This window comes from Amylibacter sp. SFDW26 (genome assembly GCF_009184395.1).
Taxonomy (GTDB): Bacteria; Pseudomonadota; Alphaproteobacteria; order Rhodobacterales; family Rhodobacteraceae; genus Amylibacter.
On the sequence record NZ_WEIC01000002.1, the window covers coordinates 543,646 to 557,476 of the forward strand.

General features: G+C 48.2%; 17 protein-coding genes. 15 read left to right on the top strand and 2 right to left on the bottom strand.

Features of this window, described 5'->3' with window-relative positions:
* Nucleotides 1–72: 72 nt before the first annotated feature.
* From F9L33_RS08955 to F9L33_RS09005, 11 genes are all read left to right on the top strand, one after another.
* A complete protein-coding gene (locus F9L33_RS08955; RefSeq protein WP_226804050.1) occupies nt 73–369 on the top strand; it encodes a DUF6732 family protein in 297 nt (98 codons plus the stop codon).
* Nucleotides 366–1,475, top strand: coding sequence for a sirohydrochlorin chelatase (locus F9L33_RS08960; protein ID WP_152142413.1), 1,110 nt, complete (start codon nt 366–368; stop codon nt 1,473–1,475). The genes F9L33_RS08955 and F9L33_RS08960 overlap by 4 nt, the downstream gene beginning before the upstream one ends.
* Nucleotides 1,472–2,137 (top strand): precorrin-8X methylmutase, encoded by a 666-nt coding sequence (locus tag F9L33_RS08965; protein WP_370452100.1) that lies wholly within the window; start codon nt 1,472–1,474, stop codon nt 2,135–2,137. The genes F9L33_RS08960 and F9L33_RS08965 overlap by 4 nt, the downstream gene beginning before the upstream one ends.
* Nucleotides 2,134–3,333, top strand: coding sequence for a precorrin-6y C5,15-methyltransferase (decarboxylating) subunit CbiE (gene cbiE, locus F9L33_RS08970; protein WP_152142414.1), 1,200 nt, complete (start codon nt 2,134–2,136; stop codon nt 3,331–3,333). The genes F9L33_RS08965 and cbiE overlap by 4 nt, the downstream gene beginning before the upstream one ends.
* On the top strand, nt 3,330–4,031 hold the full coding sequence (cobI, locus tag F9L33_RS08975; RefSeq protein ID WP_152142415.1) for a precorrin-2 C(20)-methyltransferase: 702 nt from the start codon (nt 3,330–3,332) through the stop codon (nt 4,029–4,031). Before cbiE ends, cobI begins: the two co-directional genes overlap by 4 nt.
* Nucleotides 4,022–5,821, top strand: coding sequence for a precorrin-3B C(17)-methyltransferase (cobJ, locus tag F9L33_RS08980; protein WP_152142416.1), 1,800 nt, complete (start codon nt 4,022–4,024; stop codon nt 5,819–5,821). Before cobI ends, cobJ begins: the two co-directional genes overlap by 10 nt.
* Nucleotides 5,818–6,609, top strand: coding sequence for a precorrin-4 C(11)-methyltransferase (gene cobM / locus F9L33_RS08985; protein WP_152142417.1), 792 nt, complete (start codon nt 5,818–5,820; stop codon nt 6,607–6,609). Before cobJ ends, cobM begins: the two co-directional genes overlap by 4 nt.
* A 159-nt stretch (nt 6,610–6,768) precedes the next feature.
* Nucleotides 6,769–7,113 carry a hypothetical protein gene (locus F9L33_RS08990; protein ID WP_152142418.1) on the top strand — a complete coding sequence of 115 codons (345 nt, stop codon included), beginning with the start codon at nt 6,769–6,771 and terminating at the stop codon, nt 7,111–7,113.
* 178 nt (nt 7,114–7,291) lie between these two features.
* Nucleotides 7,292–8,293 carry an N-acetyltransferase DgcN gene (gene dgcN / locus F9L33_RS08995; protein WP_152142419.1) on the top strand — a complete coding sequence of 334 codons (1,002 nt, stop codon included), beginning with the start codon at nt 7,292–7,294 and terminating at the stop codon, nt 8,291–8,293.
* Nucleotides 8,294–8,302: 9 nt separating this feature from the next.
* Nucleotides 8,303–9,280, top strand: a complete 978-nt coding sequence (gene dgcA, locus F9L33_RS09000) for an N-acetyl-D-Glu racemase DgcA (RefSeq protein ID WP_370452101.1) — start codon at nt 8,303–8,305, stop codon at nt 9,278–9,280.
* Between the two features lie 4 nt (nt 9,281–9,284).
* Nucleotides 9,285–10,136: a D-amino-acid transaminase gene (locus F9L33_RS09005; protein ID WP_152142420.1), complete on the top strand. Its 852-nt coding sequence runs from the start codon at nt 9,285–9,287 to the stop codon at nt 10,134–10,136.
* 58 nt (nt 10,137–10,194) lie between these two features.
* On the opposite strand, the gene F9L33_RS09010 is transcribed toward F9L33_RS09005, so the two are convergent.
* Nucleotides 10,195–10,485, bottom strand: a complete 291-nt coding sequence (locus F9L33_RS09010; protein ID WP_152142421.1) for a DUF1244 domain-containing protein — start codon at nt 10,483–10,485, stop codon at nt 10,195–10,197.
* Between the two features lies 1 nt (nt 10,486).
* The gene (locus F9L33_RS09015) at nt 10,487–11,239 is read right to left on the bottom strand and encodes an N-formylglutamate amidohydrolase (RefSeq protein ID WP_370452102.1); all 753 of its coding nucleotides are present in this window, start codon (nt 11,237–11,239) and stop codon (nt 10,487–10,489) included.
* 130 nt (nt 11,240–11,369) lie between these two features.
* Between F9L33_RS09015 and pyk the strand changes: the two genes are divergently transcribed.
* The 4 genes from pyk (at nt 11,370) to rplT (ending at nt 13,747) form a co-directional block, all read left to right on the top strand.
* Nucleotides 11,370–12,821, top strand: coding sequence for a pyruvate kinase (gene pyk, locus F9L33_RS09020; protein WP_152142422.1), 1,452 nt, complete (start codon nt 11,370–11,372; stop codon nt 12,819–12,821).
* 15 nt (nt 12,822–12,836) lie between these two features.
* Nucleotides 12,837–13,061: a hypothetical protein gene (locus F9L33_RS09025; protein WP_152142423.1), complete on the top strand. Its 225-nt coding sequence runs from the start codon at nt 12,837–12,839 to the stop codon at nt 13,059–13,061.
* A 113-nt stretch (nt 13,062–13,174) separates the two neighbouring features.
* Nucleotides 13,175–13,375 (top strand): 50S ribosomal protein L35, encoded by a 201-nt coding sequence (gene rpmI, locus F9L33_RS09030; protein ID WP_152142424.1) that lies wholly within the window; start codon nt 13,175–13,177, stop codon nt 13,373–13,375.
* A gap of 12 nt (nt 13,376–13,387) precedes the next feature.
* On the top strand, nt 13,388–13,747 hold the full coding sequence (gene rplT / locus F9L33_RS09035) for a 50S ribosomal protein L20 (protein ID WP_152142425.1): 360 nt from the start codon (nt 13,388–13,390) through the stop codon (nt 13,745–13,747).
* Nucleotides 13,748–13,831: the final 84 nt, after the last annotated feature.

Below are 13,831 nucleotides of genomic sequence, written 5' to 3' on the forward strand. Positions count from 1 at the left end.
AACCAAACCACCCTATGCCTATACATCGATTCAACGAAGCCCGTAAGGGTCAGAGAGGAGCGTTTTGGCGCGTTGACCCAAACAGGGGATGCAACAAAACATCGTTATCCAAAAGACGCCCCTATTCTGTTTGAAATTAAAGGAGCGACTATGAAGAACTTTCTCATCATTTCATTCACATTACTGCCATCCACTGCTTTTGCGCATTACGGCCATCTTGGCGAGGCATTAGGTCACGACCATTGGCTGGGTGCTGCTGCTATTGGCACTGCCATCGCGCTGGGTTTGTTGAATGCTGTCAAAGGCAGCAAAAAACGTGATGAAGAAGAGCAAGAAGAAGTCTCCACAGAAGAGGGACAAGAAGCATGAGTGGCACACAAGAAAAAATTGGTGTGATGATTTGCGGGCATGGTTCCCGCAGTGAAGATGCTGTGCGTGAATTCTCTGTTCTTGCTGAACGTTTACCAGCTTATTTGCCACCAGAATGGCCTGTTGAATACGGTTACCTTGAATTTGCAAACCCTGTAATCCGTGTGGGTTTGGACAGTTTGCGCGACCAAGGCTGTACAAAAATCCTCGCCGTCCCTGGTATGTTATTTGCTGCGATGCATTCCAAAAATGATATTCCAACAGTGCTGAACAAGTACGCTGCTGAAAATGACATCGATGTCTCTTACGGCCGCGAACTGGGCGTTGACCCTAAAATGATCGCAGCCGCAGGTGGGCGCATTCAAGATGCTGTTGATAAAGCAAATGCAGAGCATGGTGAAGTGGCGATTGCAGACACAGCTTTGGTTGTTATCGGTCGTGGTGCATCAGATCCTGATGCGAATTCGAACGTGTCTAAAATTGCCCGCATGTTGTGGGAAGGTTTTGGTTTCGGTTGGTGCGAAGTTGGTTATTCAGGCGTGACATTCCCATTGGTGGAACCGTGTTTGGATCACGTGGCAAAGCTTGGTTACAAGCGTGTCATTGTTTTCCCATATTTCCTATTTTCAGGTATCTTGATCGACCGTATCTACGGTTTCACTGATAAATGTGCTGAAAAATATTCAGATATTGAATTCGTAAAAGCTGGTTATTTGAATGACCATGATAAAGTCATCGAAACTTTTGCTGAGCGCGTGACAGAACAAGTGGGTGAAATTCCTCCGCCAAACTGTGCGACCTGTAAATACCGCACACAGATTTTGGGCTTTGAAGATGAGGTTGGCGCACCACAAGAAAGCCACCATCACCATGTGGAAGGTCAAGGGGCAACAGCCCCTGGTTCAAACGTTGGGGATTGTAATTTGTGCGATACATTCTGTACGGGTGAATGTCGTTTGGATATGGACCATCACCACCATCATGACCACGACCATTCGCATGATCACGGACACAGCCATGACCATCACCATGATCATGACCATGCACATCCTGTTTACCCGCATGCAAAGCACCCACATGGCCCAGAAAGCACCCGTAAAAAGTGATCAAGGATACGCCGCATATCCGCAAGCTGCCTTATGAACGCTCACCAACTGCGATTTATAAGCAAAGCTTTGCCACGGTTCAAAAGGAAGCGCGATTAGACCGGTTTCCTGACGATCTGCATGCTGTTGCGACGCGTCTTATCCACGCGTGCGGTATGGTTGAAATTGCAGATCGTTTGAGCTTTTCACAAGATGCTGGTCAAGCAGGGCGTGATGCGTTGTTGGCAGGTAAACCGATACTGTGCGATTGTGAAATGGTCGGTGCGGGGATTATTCGCCGCTACTTGCCAAATGACAATCAGGTCATCGTGACGTTGAATGATCCATCTGTTCCTGATCTTGCAAAAGAGATTGAAAATACGCGCTCTGCTGCTGCCGTGGAATTATGGAAAAACCACTTGGATGGAGCTGTCGTAGCGATTGGCAATGCACCAACAGCTTTGTTCCATTTGCTGGAATTGATTGATGCAGGCTATCCAAAACCCGCTTGTATCCTTGGGTTCCCAGTGGGTTTTGTGGGGGCAGCAGAAAGCAAAGCTGAACTTGCAAGCAATTCGCGTGGTTGCGATTTCGTCGCATTGCGCGGGCGCAAGGGCGGATCCGCTATGGCCTCTGCTGCAGTCAATGCATTGGCGGCTGGCCTGATCGAGATTAAACAATGACCGCGTGGTTGCATATTGTCGGCATCGGCGAAGATGGTGTGGATGGTTTATCCCCTAAGGCGCGCGCGGCTGTCCAAAACGCAGACTATATCGTAGGCGGCAAACGTCATCATGCATTGATTGGCGATGTTTCTGCAGAACGCATCAACTGGCCTTCGCCCTTTGATGCGCTGATTTCTCAATTGCAATCTCTGCGGGGGGAAAATGTCGTGGTTCTGGCAACAGGTGATCCGCTGTGGTTCTCCGTTGGCAATAATATCGTGGCTGCATTCGATATGGCAGAGGTGCAATTTCATGCACATGTTGGCGCGTTTCAACTGGCTGCTGCGCAAATGGGCTGGGCATTGCAAGACGTGGATTGCCTCTCAGTGCATGGCCGCCCGATTGAACGGATAAAACCACTTTTGCAAAACGGCCGAAAACTGTTGTTGCTGACCAGCAATGGTGCCGCAGTTTCTGAGATTGCCGCTTTTCTGGAGGAAGCAGGGTTTGGGGATAGTCAGCTAACGGCGCTGTCTCATTTAGGTGGAGCTGATCAAACTCGTTTCGAAGGTAATGCAATGAATTGGGCGCATAAAGTTCCCGATCTAAACACACTTGCAATTGAATGCATCGCGGATGCTGTTGAGCATATCATGCCACAAGGTTCTGGCCTGCCTGATGATGCTTTTGAGCACGATGGCACAATGACCAAACAAGAGGTGCGTGCGATCACTTTGGCCAAACTGATGCCCATGCCAAATGCCCTGTTGTGGGACGTTGGCTGCGGTTGCGGATCGGTTGCCGTGGAATGGATGCGCAGCGCGCGCAATGCCCGTGCTATTGGTATCGAAACCCGCGCAGACCGCCGCGCTTTTGCCAAAGCGAATGCGTTGAATTTGGGTGGGTTCGACCTACCATTGATCGATCAGCCCGTACCAGATGCGCTGAATGATCTAGAGGCGCCTGATGCCATTTTTGTAGGTGGCGGATTAAGTGCGGAAACCTTTGAAGCATGCCTTGTCGCCCTAAAACCAATGGGCCGTTTGGTCTGCAACGCGGTGACGCTTGGATCTGAACAAGTGCTGTTGGATAAACACGCAGAACACGGGGGTGAGTTAAGCCGCCTACAGTTTTCCCGTGCTATCCCTGTCGGCAACAAAATGGGTTGGAAACCAGCAATGCCTGTCACCCAATATAGTCTGGTAAAAAGATGAACGGAAAACTTTACGGAATTGGTCTGGGTCCAGGTGATCCAGAATTGATGACGCTGAAAGCAGCGCGCCTAATTGGCAACGCGTCTTGTCTCGCGTATCCAACCTTGGACAGTGGTAGCAGCTTCGCGCGTTCCATCGCCGAAACCCATATTACTGATGGCACAAAAGAAATCGCAATCGAAATTCCAATGTCCGTGGCGCGTAAACCTGCCCAAGACGCCTATGATAAAGGTGCCGAAGAAATTCGCGCGGTTCTGGAAACTGGCAAAGACGTCGTGGTGTTATGCGAAGGTGATCCATTTTTCTATGGTTCCTTCATGTATTTGTTTTCCCGTCTGTCAGGTGATTTCGATGTGGAAATTGTACCAGGTGTAAACTCCGTCTCTGCCTGTGCATCTGTTGTAGAACGTCCATTGGTGGCGCGCAGCGAGGTACTGACAATCGTACCCGCGACCTTACCTGCCGAAGAACTTGCGCAAAAAATCGCGAATGCAGAAGCGATTTCCGTGATGAAGGTTGGACGACATCTGAGCAAGGTTAAAGCTATCCTAACTGATCAAAACCTCATGGAGTACGCGCACTATATCGAACGTGCGACCCTTCCAAACCAAAAGGTGATGCCGCTGGCGGATGCGCCAGAGAAAGCACCTTATTTTTCAATGATCCTCGTTTCAAAAGGAAATGACCCGTGGCTGTAAATCCTGTAATTCTTTGTCTGTCCCGCTCTGGCGAGACGACAGCCCATAAAATCGCGCAAACGTTTGGCTATGCAGTGCACGGCCGCGAAGGTCGCGTTGACCAAGCAGATGCATTCTTTGCAAATGCTTTGGATCATGTACGCGATCTATTTGCCGCCAAAACACCTGTGATTGGCGTATGTGCCAGTGGTATCTTGGTGCGCGGTGTAGCACCACTATTGAGCGACAAAACAGCAGAACCACCTGTTATCAGCGTGGCGGATGATGGTTCAACGGTCGTACCACTTTTGGGCGGGCACCGTGGTGCCAACCGTTTGGCAAAAGAACTGGCTGATGCGTTGTCTGGTCATGCGGCTGTGACAACAGCGGGTGATATCGCAATGGGTGTCGCATTGGATGAGCCCCCATTGGGATGGCGTTTGGCAAACTCTGAAAACGCAAAGGGTGCAATGGCGGCGATGCTGGCGGGTGATGGTGTTCAGATCGAAGGCGAAAATATCTGGGATTTGGAAACAACGCCAAACGGTGCGGTTAAATTAATCACAACGGACAAGCCAATTGCGGGGGATGATACGACACTGATTTATCACCCACAAAAATACACGCTTGGTGTGGGCTGTGCGCGAAATTGCGACCCGCAGGAGCTGTGGGGTTTGGTGCAAAAAACACTTGCCGATAATGACATTGCCCAAGGTTCAATCGCAGCCATCGGTTCGCTTGATCTAAAGGCGGATGAGCCTGCCATGAACCAACTGGCAAACCGTCTTGGCGTGCCGTTCCGTATTTTCACAGCGGCGGAATTAGAAGCGCATGCTGGCGATTTGGCAAACCCATCTGATGTGGTGTTTACAGAGGTCGGATGCCACGGTGTATCCGAAGGTGCTGCATTGGCATTGGGCGATAATGCAGTGCTGAAAATCGAAAAGCAAAAAACCAAAAACGCAACATGTGCATTGGCAGTTTCTGCGGAACCAGTCACAGAATTCAAAGGCCGTTCACGTGGTAAACTCTCGATCATTGGCATTGGACCAGGCCAAGCCTCATGGCGCACACCAGAAGCCAGCCAATTGGTCGCTGAAGCCGAAGAATTAGTTGGCTATGGCCTGTATATCGACCTGCTAGGCCCATTGGCCTACGGAAAAACACGATCTGATTTTCACCTTGGTGCTGAAGAAGATCGTTGTCGGTTTGCCCTAGAACAAGCCGCAAAAGGCAAAAACGTTGCGCTGATCTGTTCTGGTGATGCGGGCATCTATGCAATGGGCGCTTTGGTATTCGAATTGATGGACCGTGGCCCAGATGAAATGGGTGTGTCGGATGCTGCACACCGCGTTGAAGTGAAATGCACACCAGGTGTCAGTGCTCTGCAAGGGGCTGCCGCGCGTGCGGGTGCTCCATTAGGGCATGATTTCTGTGCAATCTCATTGTCTGATTTGTTGACGCACCGCACAGATATCATCAAACGTTTAAATGCAGCAGCTGAGGGCGATTTTGTGATTGCGTTCTACAACCCAGTTTCCATGAAGCGCCGCACATTACTGGCAGAAGCGCGCGATATTCTGTTGCAACACCGTCCAGCTGATACGCCTGTTATGTTGGCGCGCTCCTTGGGTCGCCCAGATGAAAGCGTTCGGTACCGTAAATTGTCAGAGCTTGAGGTGGATGAGGTCGATATGATGACTGTTGTTCTAGTGGGCTCATCAAACTCTAAACTTGCAGAATTGGGCGAAGGCCCGCGCATGTACACACCACGCGGTTATGCCCGCAAAATCGATGGAGATTTATCATGAAAGTTTACTTTATCGGTGCAGGCCCAGGTGACCCTGATCTGATCACAGTTAAGGCCAAAGGCCTGATCGAAAAATGCCCAGTGTGCCTGTTCGCGGGTTCCTTGGTGCCAGAGGCAGTTGTGGCGTTCGCGCCAAAAGATGCGATTGTCAAAGACACGGCAGCAATGACATTGGATGACACACATGCGGAAATTTTGGCGGCACGCGATCGTGATGAAGATGTGGCGCGTGTGCATTCTGGTGACCCCTCTTTATACGGTGCGATTGCCGAACAAATCCGTCGCCTGCGCAAAGACGGCATCGATTTTGAAATCATCCCAGGTGTGCCAGCCTATGCAGCAATGGCTGCTACGATTGGTCAAGAATTGACGATTCCAGAGGTGGCGCAATCCATCATTCTGACACGTATGTCGATGCAATCGACTGGTATGCCCGAAGGGGAAACATTGGATAACTTTGGGCGGACAGGTGCCACGATTGCGATCCATCTTGCTGTGCGTAACATGCGTGAAATCGAACGTCAGTTAATCCCACACTACGGCGAAGATTGCCCAGTGGTTGTCGGTTACCGTGTTGGTTGGCCAGATCAAATGATTATCCGTGGCACATTGGCGGACATCCGTAAAAAAGTCCGCAAAGAGAAAATCACGCGTACAGCTTTGATCCTTGTTGGTCCTGCCTTAGCTGCCTCAATCGACTTCAAAGATTCAGCGCTTTATGATCCGAAGATGCCGCATGTCTTACGCCCTGTTGTGGGTGTGGATTTGGTTGAGGATCACAATACTTAAGCAAATCGGCGTATGATGAAAAGTCATACGCCCTGTGCACAGGTTGTGCACGTGGATCATACAGGCCATTTGAGTGAAATAATGATGACGTTACTGTGTCAAAATGTTCATTGAAATGTAACATTGATCCGTCATGATGCACCCCATAAGGATGGTGTTATGGATACATATTTCTCAGCAGATATTTTAGCGGGCATGCGCCGCGCCGAAGATAAAGCACGCCGTAAAAAGAACCGTTTACGGATCAAAGCGGGCGAAGAAATTTACCCCGTTTTACGCAACTGGTCTGGTGGGTTTTCATTGCCGGCAGAACAGGCGCCAAACTTGCGTGGTTTTGTTGATTTATACGACGGTGCAAAGCATCTGTCGCAATGTCTGATCATATATTCCAAGGTCGAATCCGGTGAAATGATTTATGAATACAAACGCCACACAGCAGTTGGCGAAGCGATGCCTGTGGATTTCGTTCAAGATTCATTTAAGCCAGTTGCTTTGTTGACATAACGACTCATCAAATGTGAAGAAATCTGCGTTTGTGTGTTTTTATGTGCAAGATAATTAGTATTTTTAGGATATAATTAGTCGTATCTTCTAATTTAATCACATTAAGCGCGTTACTTTAGAACGTTCATTCAGCTGCTTTTGGTAAATAGCTCGAGAAACACAAATTCTCGAGGGCATCATGATCAAAACTCCATATCTATTATTCTTGGGCGACGCGCCTGACATGCTAGCAGCTAAAGTGGCTATCGGTATCAAGGACTGGCGTCCTGATGCGTCTGTTGGCCAATTCCGTATGGAAGGCTGCCAGGCTGATCTAGGTTTAACGGATATGACGATTGATGAAGCAGTCGCTGCTGGTGCCAAAACACTTGTGATCGGCGTTGCAAACCGTGGTGGTTATATTTCTGACAAATGGAAAACAGTGCTGATTGAAGCTTTGGAAAAAGGCATGGATATCGCATCTGGCTTGCATAACCTTTTACGCGACGAAGCAGATATCGCTGCGGCTGCAATGATGCATGGTCGTACATTGTTTGACGTGCGCGTTCCTATGGTTGAATTCCCAATCGCGAACGGTGTGAAGCGTACAGGTAAGCGTTGTTTGGCTGTTGGTACAGATTGTTCCGTTGGTAAAATGTACACTGGCCTTGCAATGGAAAAAACCATGCATGAGCGCAACATGAAAGCAACGTTCCGCCCAACAGGCCAAACAGGTATTTTGATCACAGGTGGCGGTATTCCTTTGGACGCTGTTGTTGCTGACTTTATGGCTGGTTCTGTTGAATATCTTACACCTGACAATGATGCGGATCACTGGGATCTGATCGAGGGTCAAGGCTCATTGTACCACGTGTCATACTCTGGTGTGACAATGGCATTGGTGCATGGCGGTCAACCTGATGCGTTGGTTCTATGCCATGAACCAACACGTACACACATGCGTGGCTTACCTGGCTACCAACAACCATCCTTGCAAGAGTTGCGCGACACTGCATTGGCATTGGCAAAAGTGGGTAACCCTGACTGTAAAGTGATTGGTATTTCAGTGAATACACAGCACCTATCTGATGACGAGTCAGCTGCGTATTTGGCGAAAGTCGAAGCTGAAATGGGATTGCCAACAGTTGATCCATTCCGCAATGGCGCTGACCGTCTGGTAGATGCTCTAGCTGACTGCTAGGGTGTCCAGATGAGTAAAATTGAAAAAGCTGTAAGCCAAGATAATTTCAAGCTCGCGCAGGTGTTTACCATCGCGCGCGGGTCGAAAACGCAAGCGGATGTGATCACGGTAACATTGAAACGTGGTGACCATACTGGGTATGGTGAATCCGTACCCTATGCACGCTACGGCGAAACGATGGACAGTGTAGAGGCAGAAGTGATGTCTCTACCCGCTGAATTTGATCGTGATACATTGCGTGATCTTTTGCCAGCGGGTGCTGCACGTAATGCAGTTGATTGTGCATTGTGGGATTTAGAAGCTAAAGAAGCAGGGAAACCTGCTTGGGAATTGGCGGGCATATCTGCGCCTTCTGCTGAAATTACAGCCTATACATTATCTTTAGAAACGCCTGAAAAGATGCAAGCACAAGCGGCTGAAAATGCATTTCGCCCTTTGCTGAAAACCAAATTAGGTGGCGGACAAGAAGACGTCGCAAGGATCAAAGCAGTGCGTGCTGGCGCGCCTGATAGCCGTATTATTGTGGATGCGAATGAAGGTTGGACGCCAGAACTCTACAAAGAGTTGGCGCCTGTCTTGGTTGATCTTGGTGTGGAGATGGTGGAACAACCATTCCCTGCTGGTGAAGACGATGCCTTGCTAACACTTGAACGTGTACTACCAGTGTGTGCGGATGAAAGTTGCCATGACAGCAGCAGTTTGGCTGAACTGAAAGGCAAATATGACATCATCAACGTGAAGCTGGATAAAACGGGCGGTTTGACCGAAGCGTTTAAACTGCGTGATGATGCTTTGGCACAGGGTTATAAAGTGATGGTGGGCTGCATGGTAGGGTCATCGTTGGCTATGGCGCCTGCTGTTTTAGTTGCACAGGGTGCAGCAATTGTTGATCTTGACGGTCCGCTTTTATTGGGCGAAGACCGTGAAAACCCGCTTTATTTCGATGAACAAGGTGTTCATCCTGCGGATGCGAACCTTTGGGGATAGACTGATGGAAAGAACTGTATTTTTAAACGGCGAATATTTACCAGAATCAGAAGCGAAGGTTTCTATTTTCGACCGTGGGTTCCTTATGGCGGATGCTGTTTACGAAGTGACGTCTGTTTTGGATGGTAAGCTTTTGGAATATGCGGGCCATTCAAAACGTTTGGAGCGTTCTTTGAGCGAACTGGGCATGGGCAAGCCAAAGGACTTCGACAACCTGCTGGAAATCCACCGCGAATTGGTGAAACGCAATGACCTACAAGAGGGTGGCATTTATTTACAAATCTCGCGCGGCTCTGCGGATCGTGATTTTGTATACCCAAAAGATGCAGAGCCAACATTGGTTTTGTTCACACAATCACGCCCAGTGATCGAAGTGCCTGCCGCGAAAACTGGTATGAAAGTGATTTCTGTTGAGGATCAACGTTGGGGGCGCCGTGACATTAAGACGGTTCAATTGCTGTTCCCATCTATGGCAAAAATGATGGCGAAGGCTGCTGATGCAGATGATGCATGGTTGGTGCAAGATGGCTTCGTGACAGAAGGCACATCAAACAACGCTTACATTGTTAAAGACGGTAAAATCATCACGCGTGAATTGTCGAATGACATTTTACATGGCATCACACGTGCATCAATTTTACGGGTCGCTAAAGAGGCGCAGATGGAAGTTGTGGAACGTAAGTTCACAGTAGAAGAAGCACAAAATGCGGATGAGGCCTTCATCACGTCAGCTTCTGCTTTTGCAATTCCAGTTGTCCAAATGGACGGTGAAACTGTTGGTGCTGGTGAACCTGGTCCAGTAGCTGCGCGTTTGCGTGAGATTTATATTGAGGAAAGCCGCAATAACGCGATCTAATAGGTCTTATTAGAATTACGAAAGCCGCCCATGCAACATGCATAGGGCGGCTTTTTTATTAGCTGTGTGATTTTGCAAAAGCTGCTTTTTGTTCTGCGGTTGCTTCTGTTTGGTATTTATCTTTCCATTCAGAAAACGGCATACCGTAAAATGCTTCGCGGCCTTCATCTTTGCTCATTTCAATGCCGCGTTCATTTGCAGCTTCTTGATACCAACGGCTAAGGCAATTACGACAAAAACCTGTGTCATTCATCATGTCGATGTTTTGCACATCGGTGCGTTTTTGCAGGTGATCACGTAGGCGGCGAAAGGCTGCTGCTTCGAGTTCCAATTGTGTTTGTGCGTCCATTTTAAGTCTCTTTGGATAAGGTTGCTTCAATCGCCTGAGCGATGATTGGTGCGAGCTTTTCTGCCCAGTGTTTTTGATTTATTTCTGTTTCAATCAGATCATTTCTGACCTCTATCAATACATGAATGCGCCCATGCTGCAATGCATGCCGATCCATTGTATCGCCTGTTAGTTTGCCATTGTATGGTTGGTTGTCGCCCACACAGATATCATCATGCGCATCACAAGCTGCTATAAGTGGTGCCGCCAAACGGTCATCATCAGCGTACAGAATGCCAACATGCCAAGGGCGAGGTGCATATCCGTTTAGCTGTTTAGTGAAGGAATGTATCGATAGAATGATTGGATCAGCGCGACCTGCAAGCACATGTGTAAGTGCATCGTGATAGGGATCGTAACAATACTCTGATCGCAGGTTTTTGTCTGTGTCGTTAATATGGCGGTTCGCAGGGATTATAGACCCGTCATAAAGGCGCATCACTCTGGTCGGGTCATCTGCGCCGCGATTGGGGTCGATTACGAGGCGCGAAAAATTAGAGCTGACAATGGGAGCATCCAAGAGCATAGCCAAATGCTGCGATACACCCAATGCACCGATGTCATAGGCGATGTGGCGCTGCATATCGGTTTCTAAAAGACCTAAGTCCCCGCCATTAACGAAATGTGGCACAGTATTGGTGGCGTGGTCGCAAATGATAACTGCTTGGCCCTCACGGTGGGCGCCCTCAATTTTATAAGCGGTATAATCCATCATCGGAAATATTCCATCGTCTGAAATTCATTCTGTCGTGTCTTTGTAACAATTGTCGGTTACTGGTCTTTCTGCCTACTGGCAATATCTGTCTAATCACTTTAAGACGGGTGTGAAATATTGGAGAGATGAATTGAGACGTCAAAGAAGTTTGAAAATTGTTGCTACATTAGGGCCAGCGTCCAGCACATATGAAACAATCAAAGCACTGTTCGAAGCAGGTGCTGACGTCTTTCGTCTTAACATGAGCCACAGTGTGCCCCCACATGATGATATTCGTGAAAAGCACCAGATTATTCGTGATTTAGAGCGTGATATTGGTCGCCCAATTGGTATCCTTGCTGATTTGCAGGGGCCGAAACTGCGGTGTGGCGTGTTTGCAAATGAAGCAGAGGATTTGGTTGAAGGGCAAGATTTCCGCTTTGACCTAGATGATGCTGCAGGTGATGCGAAACGTGTTCAACTGCCGCATAAAGAAATTTTTGAGGCATTGGAACCTGGAGCCACTTTGTTGGTGAATGACGGCAAGATTGCGTTGAAAGTTAAAGATTGCGGTGATGATTTTGCAAATTGTACGGTTGAAGTTGCTGGTAAGATTTCCAATCGTAAAGGTGTGAATGTTCCAGATGTTATCCTGCCCGTTGCCGCTTTGTCAGAGAAAGATAAAGGCGATCTGGAGTTTGTGTGTTCCTTGGGTGTCGATTGGTTGGCACTGTCGTTTGTGCAACGCTCTGAAGATGTGACCGAAGCACGCGAGATGGCGGCGGGTCGTGCAGCAATCTTGTCTAAGATCGAAAAACCAGCTGCGGTTGATAGTTTTGATAGCATTCTAGAAGTATCTGATGGCGTTATGGTTGCACGTGGTGATCTGGGTGTTGAACTGCCTGTTTATGCTGTGCCGCCAATTCAAAAACGTTTGATCCGTGCGTGTCGTGCGGTTGGTAAACCAGTGATCGTTGCGACGCAAATGATGGAAAGTATGATTGATAGTCCTGTGCCAACACGTGCCGAGGTATCAGATGTGGCGACTGCGATCTATGAGGGTGCTGACGCTGTTATGTTGTCTGCTGAATCTGCCGTTGGTGATTATGCGAACGAAGCAGTGGGTACAATGAATAATGTTGCAATCCAGGTAGAGCAGGACCCTAATTATCGTAAGGTGATTTCGGCATCGCGGACGCGTTCTAGCGCCACCATTCCAGAGGCTATAACCGTAGCTGCACGAGAAATTGCGGAAACGACAGATATTAAAGCGATTTGCTGTTTTACAGAATCGGGATCTACAGCTGTTTTGGCATCACGGGAAAAAGCGTTTGTACCGATTATTGCTTTAACCCCCAAAGTAGGAACTGCACGCCGTTTAGCGTTGGTTTGGGGCTTACATACTGTTGTCACAAACGAAGTGGCCCGATTTAAGTTGGCTGTTGTCAGTGCAGCACGCACTGCGCGTCGCTATAATTTTGCTTCAGAAGACGATAAGATTGTCGTTATTGCTGGTGTGCCGTTCAATACACCTGGATCGACTAATATTTTGCGTGTTGCTCCAGTGGATGAAAAAATGATTTTTTCTGCCGAGACTGAATGATTTAAGGAAAATAGCATGCAACCACATGATATATATTTCGTGGCTGGGGTGCTGCTATTTTTTTTAGGGATCATTGGGTATCTATCTGCACGGAGCGAAGGTGACGGTGTTCTTTCGCCAATTCTATTCGTCTTGATTGGAATAGGTGGTGTTGGCTATGCATATCTGTTGAATGGGCAGCTTTTGAAGCCTATTGATTTTATGGACAGTGCATTACGCATTTTTGCTGCGATATTCTAAGAGAATCCCTTGCATTCCTGATTAAGCAAGCATATAGGACGCAGATTGTTGGCGCGACCGGCCTAAAGGGTATGCCGAGTCGCGTATAAAACCAACTCAAGAAGGAGATGGAAATGCCCAAGATGAAGACTAAGTCTGGCGCTAAGAAGCGCTTTAAAGTGACTGCCTCTGGCAAAGTTAAATCAGGTCAAGCTGGTAAACGCCACGGTATGATCAAACGCTCACGTAAATTTATCCGTAACGCTCGCGGCACAACTGTGTTGACGAAAGCGGATGAGAACATCGTGAAAAAATATATGCCTTACGCGCGCTAGGAGATTTGAGATATGGCACGAGTTACATCTGGTAAAGTCACCCACGCACGTCACAAGAAAGTCATTAAAGCCGCTAAAGGTTATTATGGCCGTCGTAAAAACGCATTCCGCACAGCTACACAAGCAGTGGATAAAGCGAACCAATACGCAACACGCGACCGTAAGAATCGTAAGCGTAATTTCCGCGCACTTTGGATCCAGCGTATCAACGCTGCTGTTCGTGCGCATGACGAAGCAATGACATACAGCAAATTCATCAATTTATTGATGAAAGCTGGTATCGAAGTTGACCGTAAAGTTCTTGCTGATTTGGCCGTACACGAGCCAGAAGCATTTGGTGCGATCGTTGATCAAGCTAAAGCGGCAGCCTAAACTTTAGGTATAAAGAGTTTTGAAAAGCCCTGCCGTTAAGTCGGCGGGGCTTTTTTGTTTAAGCGGACTGTGCTGTGCACAGAA

Excerpts from the sequence above, each read along its gene's own strand:
- F9L33_RS08960 (WP_152142413.1), top strand. The coding sequence starts at position 366 with ATGAGTGGCACACAAGAAAAAATTGGTGTGATGATTTGCGGGCATGGT.
- cbiE (WP_152142414.1), top strand. The coding sequence starts at position 2,134 with ATGACCGCGTGGTTGCATATTGTCGGCATCGGCGAAGATGGTGTGGAT.
- cobI (WP_152142415.1), top strand. The coding sequence starts at position 3,330 with ATGAACGGAAAACTTTACGGAATTGGTCTGGGTCCAGGTGATCCAGAA.
- cobM (WP_152142417.1), top strand. The coding sequence starts at position 5,818 with ATGAAAGTTTACTTTATCGGTGCAGGCCCAGGTGACCCTGATCTGATC.
- F9L33_RS08990 (WP_152142418.1), top strand. The coding sequence starts at position 6,769 with ATGGATACATATTTCTCAGCAGATATTTTAGCGGGCATGCGCCGCGCC.
- dgcN (WP_152142419.1), top strand. The coding sequence starts at position 7,292 with ATGATCAAAACTCCATATCTATTATTCTTGGGCGACGCGCCTGACATG.
- dgcA (WP_370452101.1), top strand. The coding sequence starts at position 8,303 with ATGAGTAAAATTGAAAAAGCTGTAAGCCAAGATAATTTCAAGCTCGCG.
- F9L33_RS09005 (WP_152142420.1), top strand. The coding sequence starts at position 9,285 with ATGGAAAGAACTGTATTTTTAAACGGCGAATATTTACCAGAATCAGAA.
- F9L33_RS09010 (WP_152142421.1), bottom strand. The coding sequence starts at position 10,485 with ATGGACGCACAAACACAATTGGAACTCGAAGCAGCAGCCTTTCGCCGC.
- F9L33_RS09015 (WP_370452102.1), bottom strand. The coding sequence starts at position 11,239 with ATGATGGATTATACCGCTTATAAAATTGAGGGCGCCCACCGTGAGGGC.
- F9L33_RS09025 (WP_152142423.1), top strand. The coding sequence starts at position 12,837 with ATGCAACCACATGATATATATTTCGTGGCTGGGGTGCTGCTATTTTTT.
- rpmI (WP_152142424.1), top strand. The coding sequence starts at position 13,175 with ATGCCCAAGATGAAGACTAAGTCTGGCGCTAAGAAGCGCTTTAAAGTG.
- rplT (WP_152142425.1), top strand. The coding sequence starts at position 13,388 with ATGGCACGAGTTACATCTGGTAAAGTCACCCACGCACGTCACAAGAAA.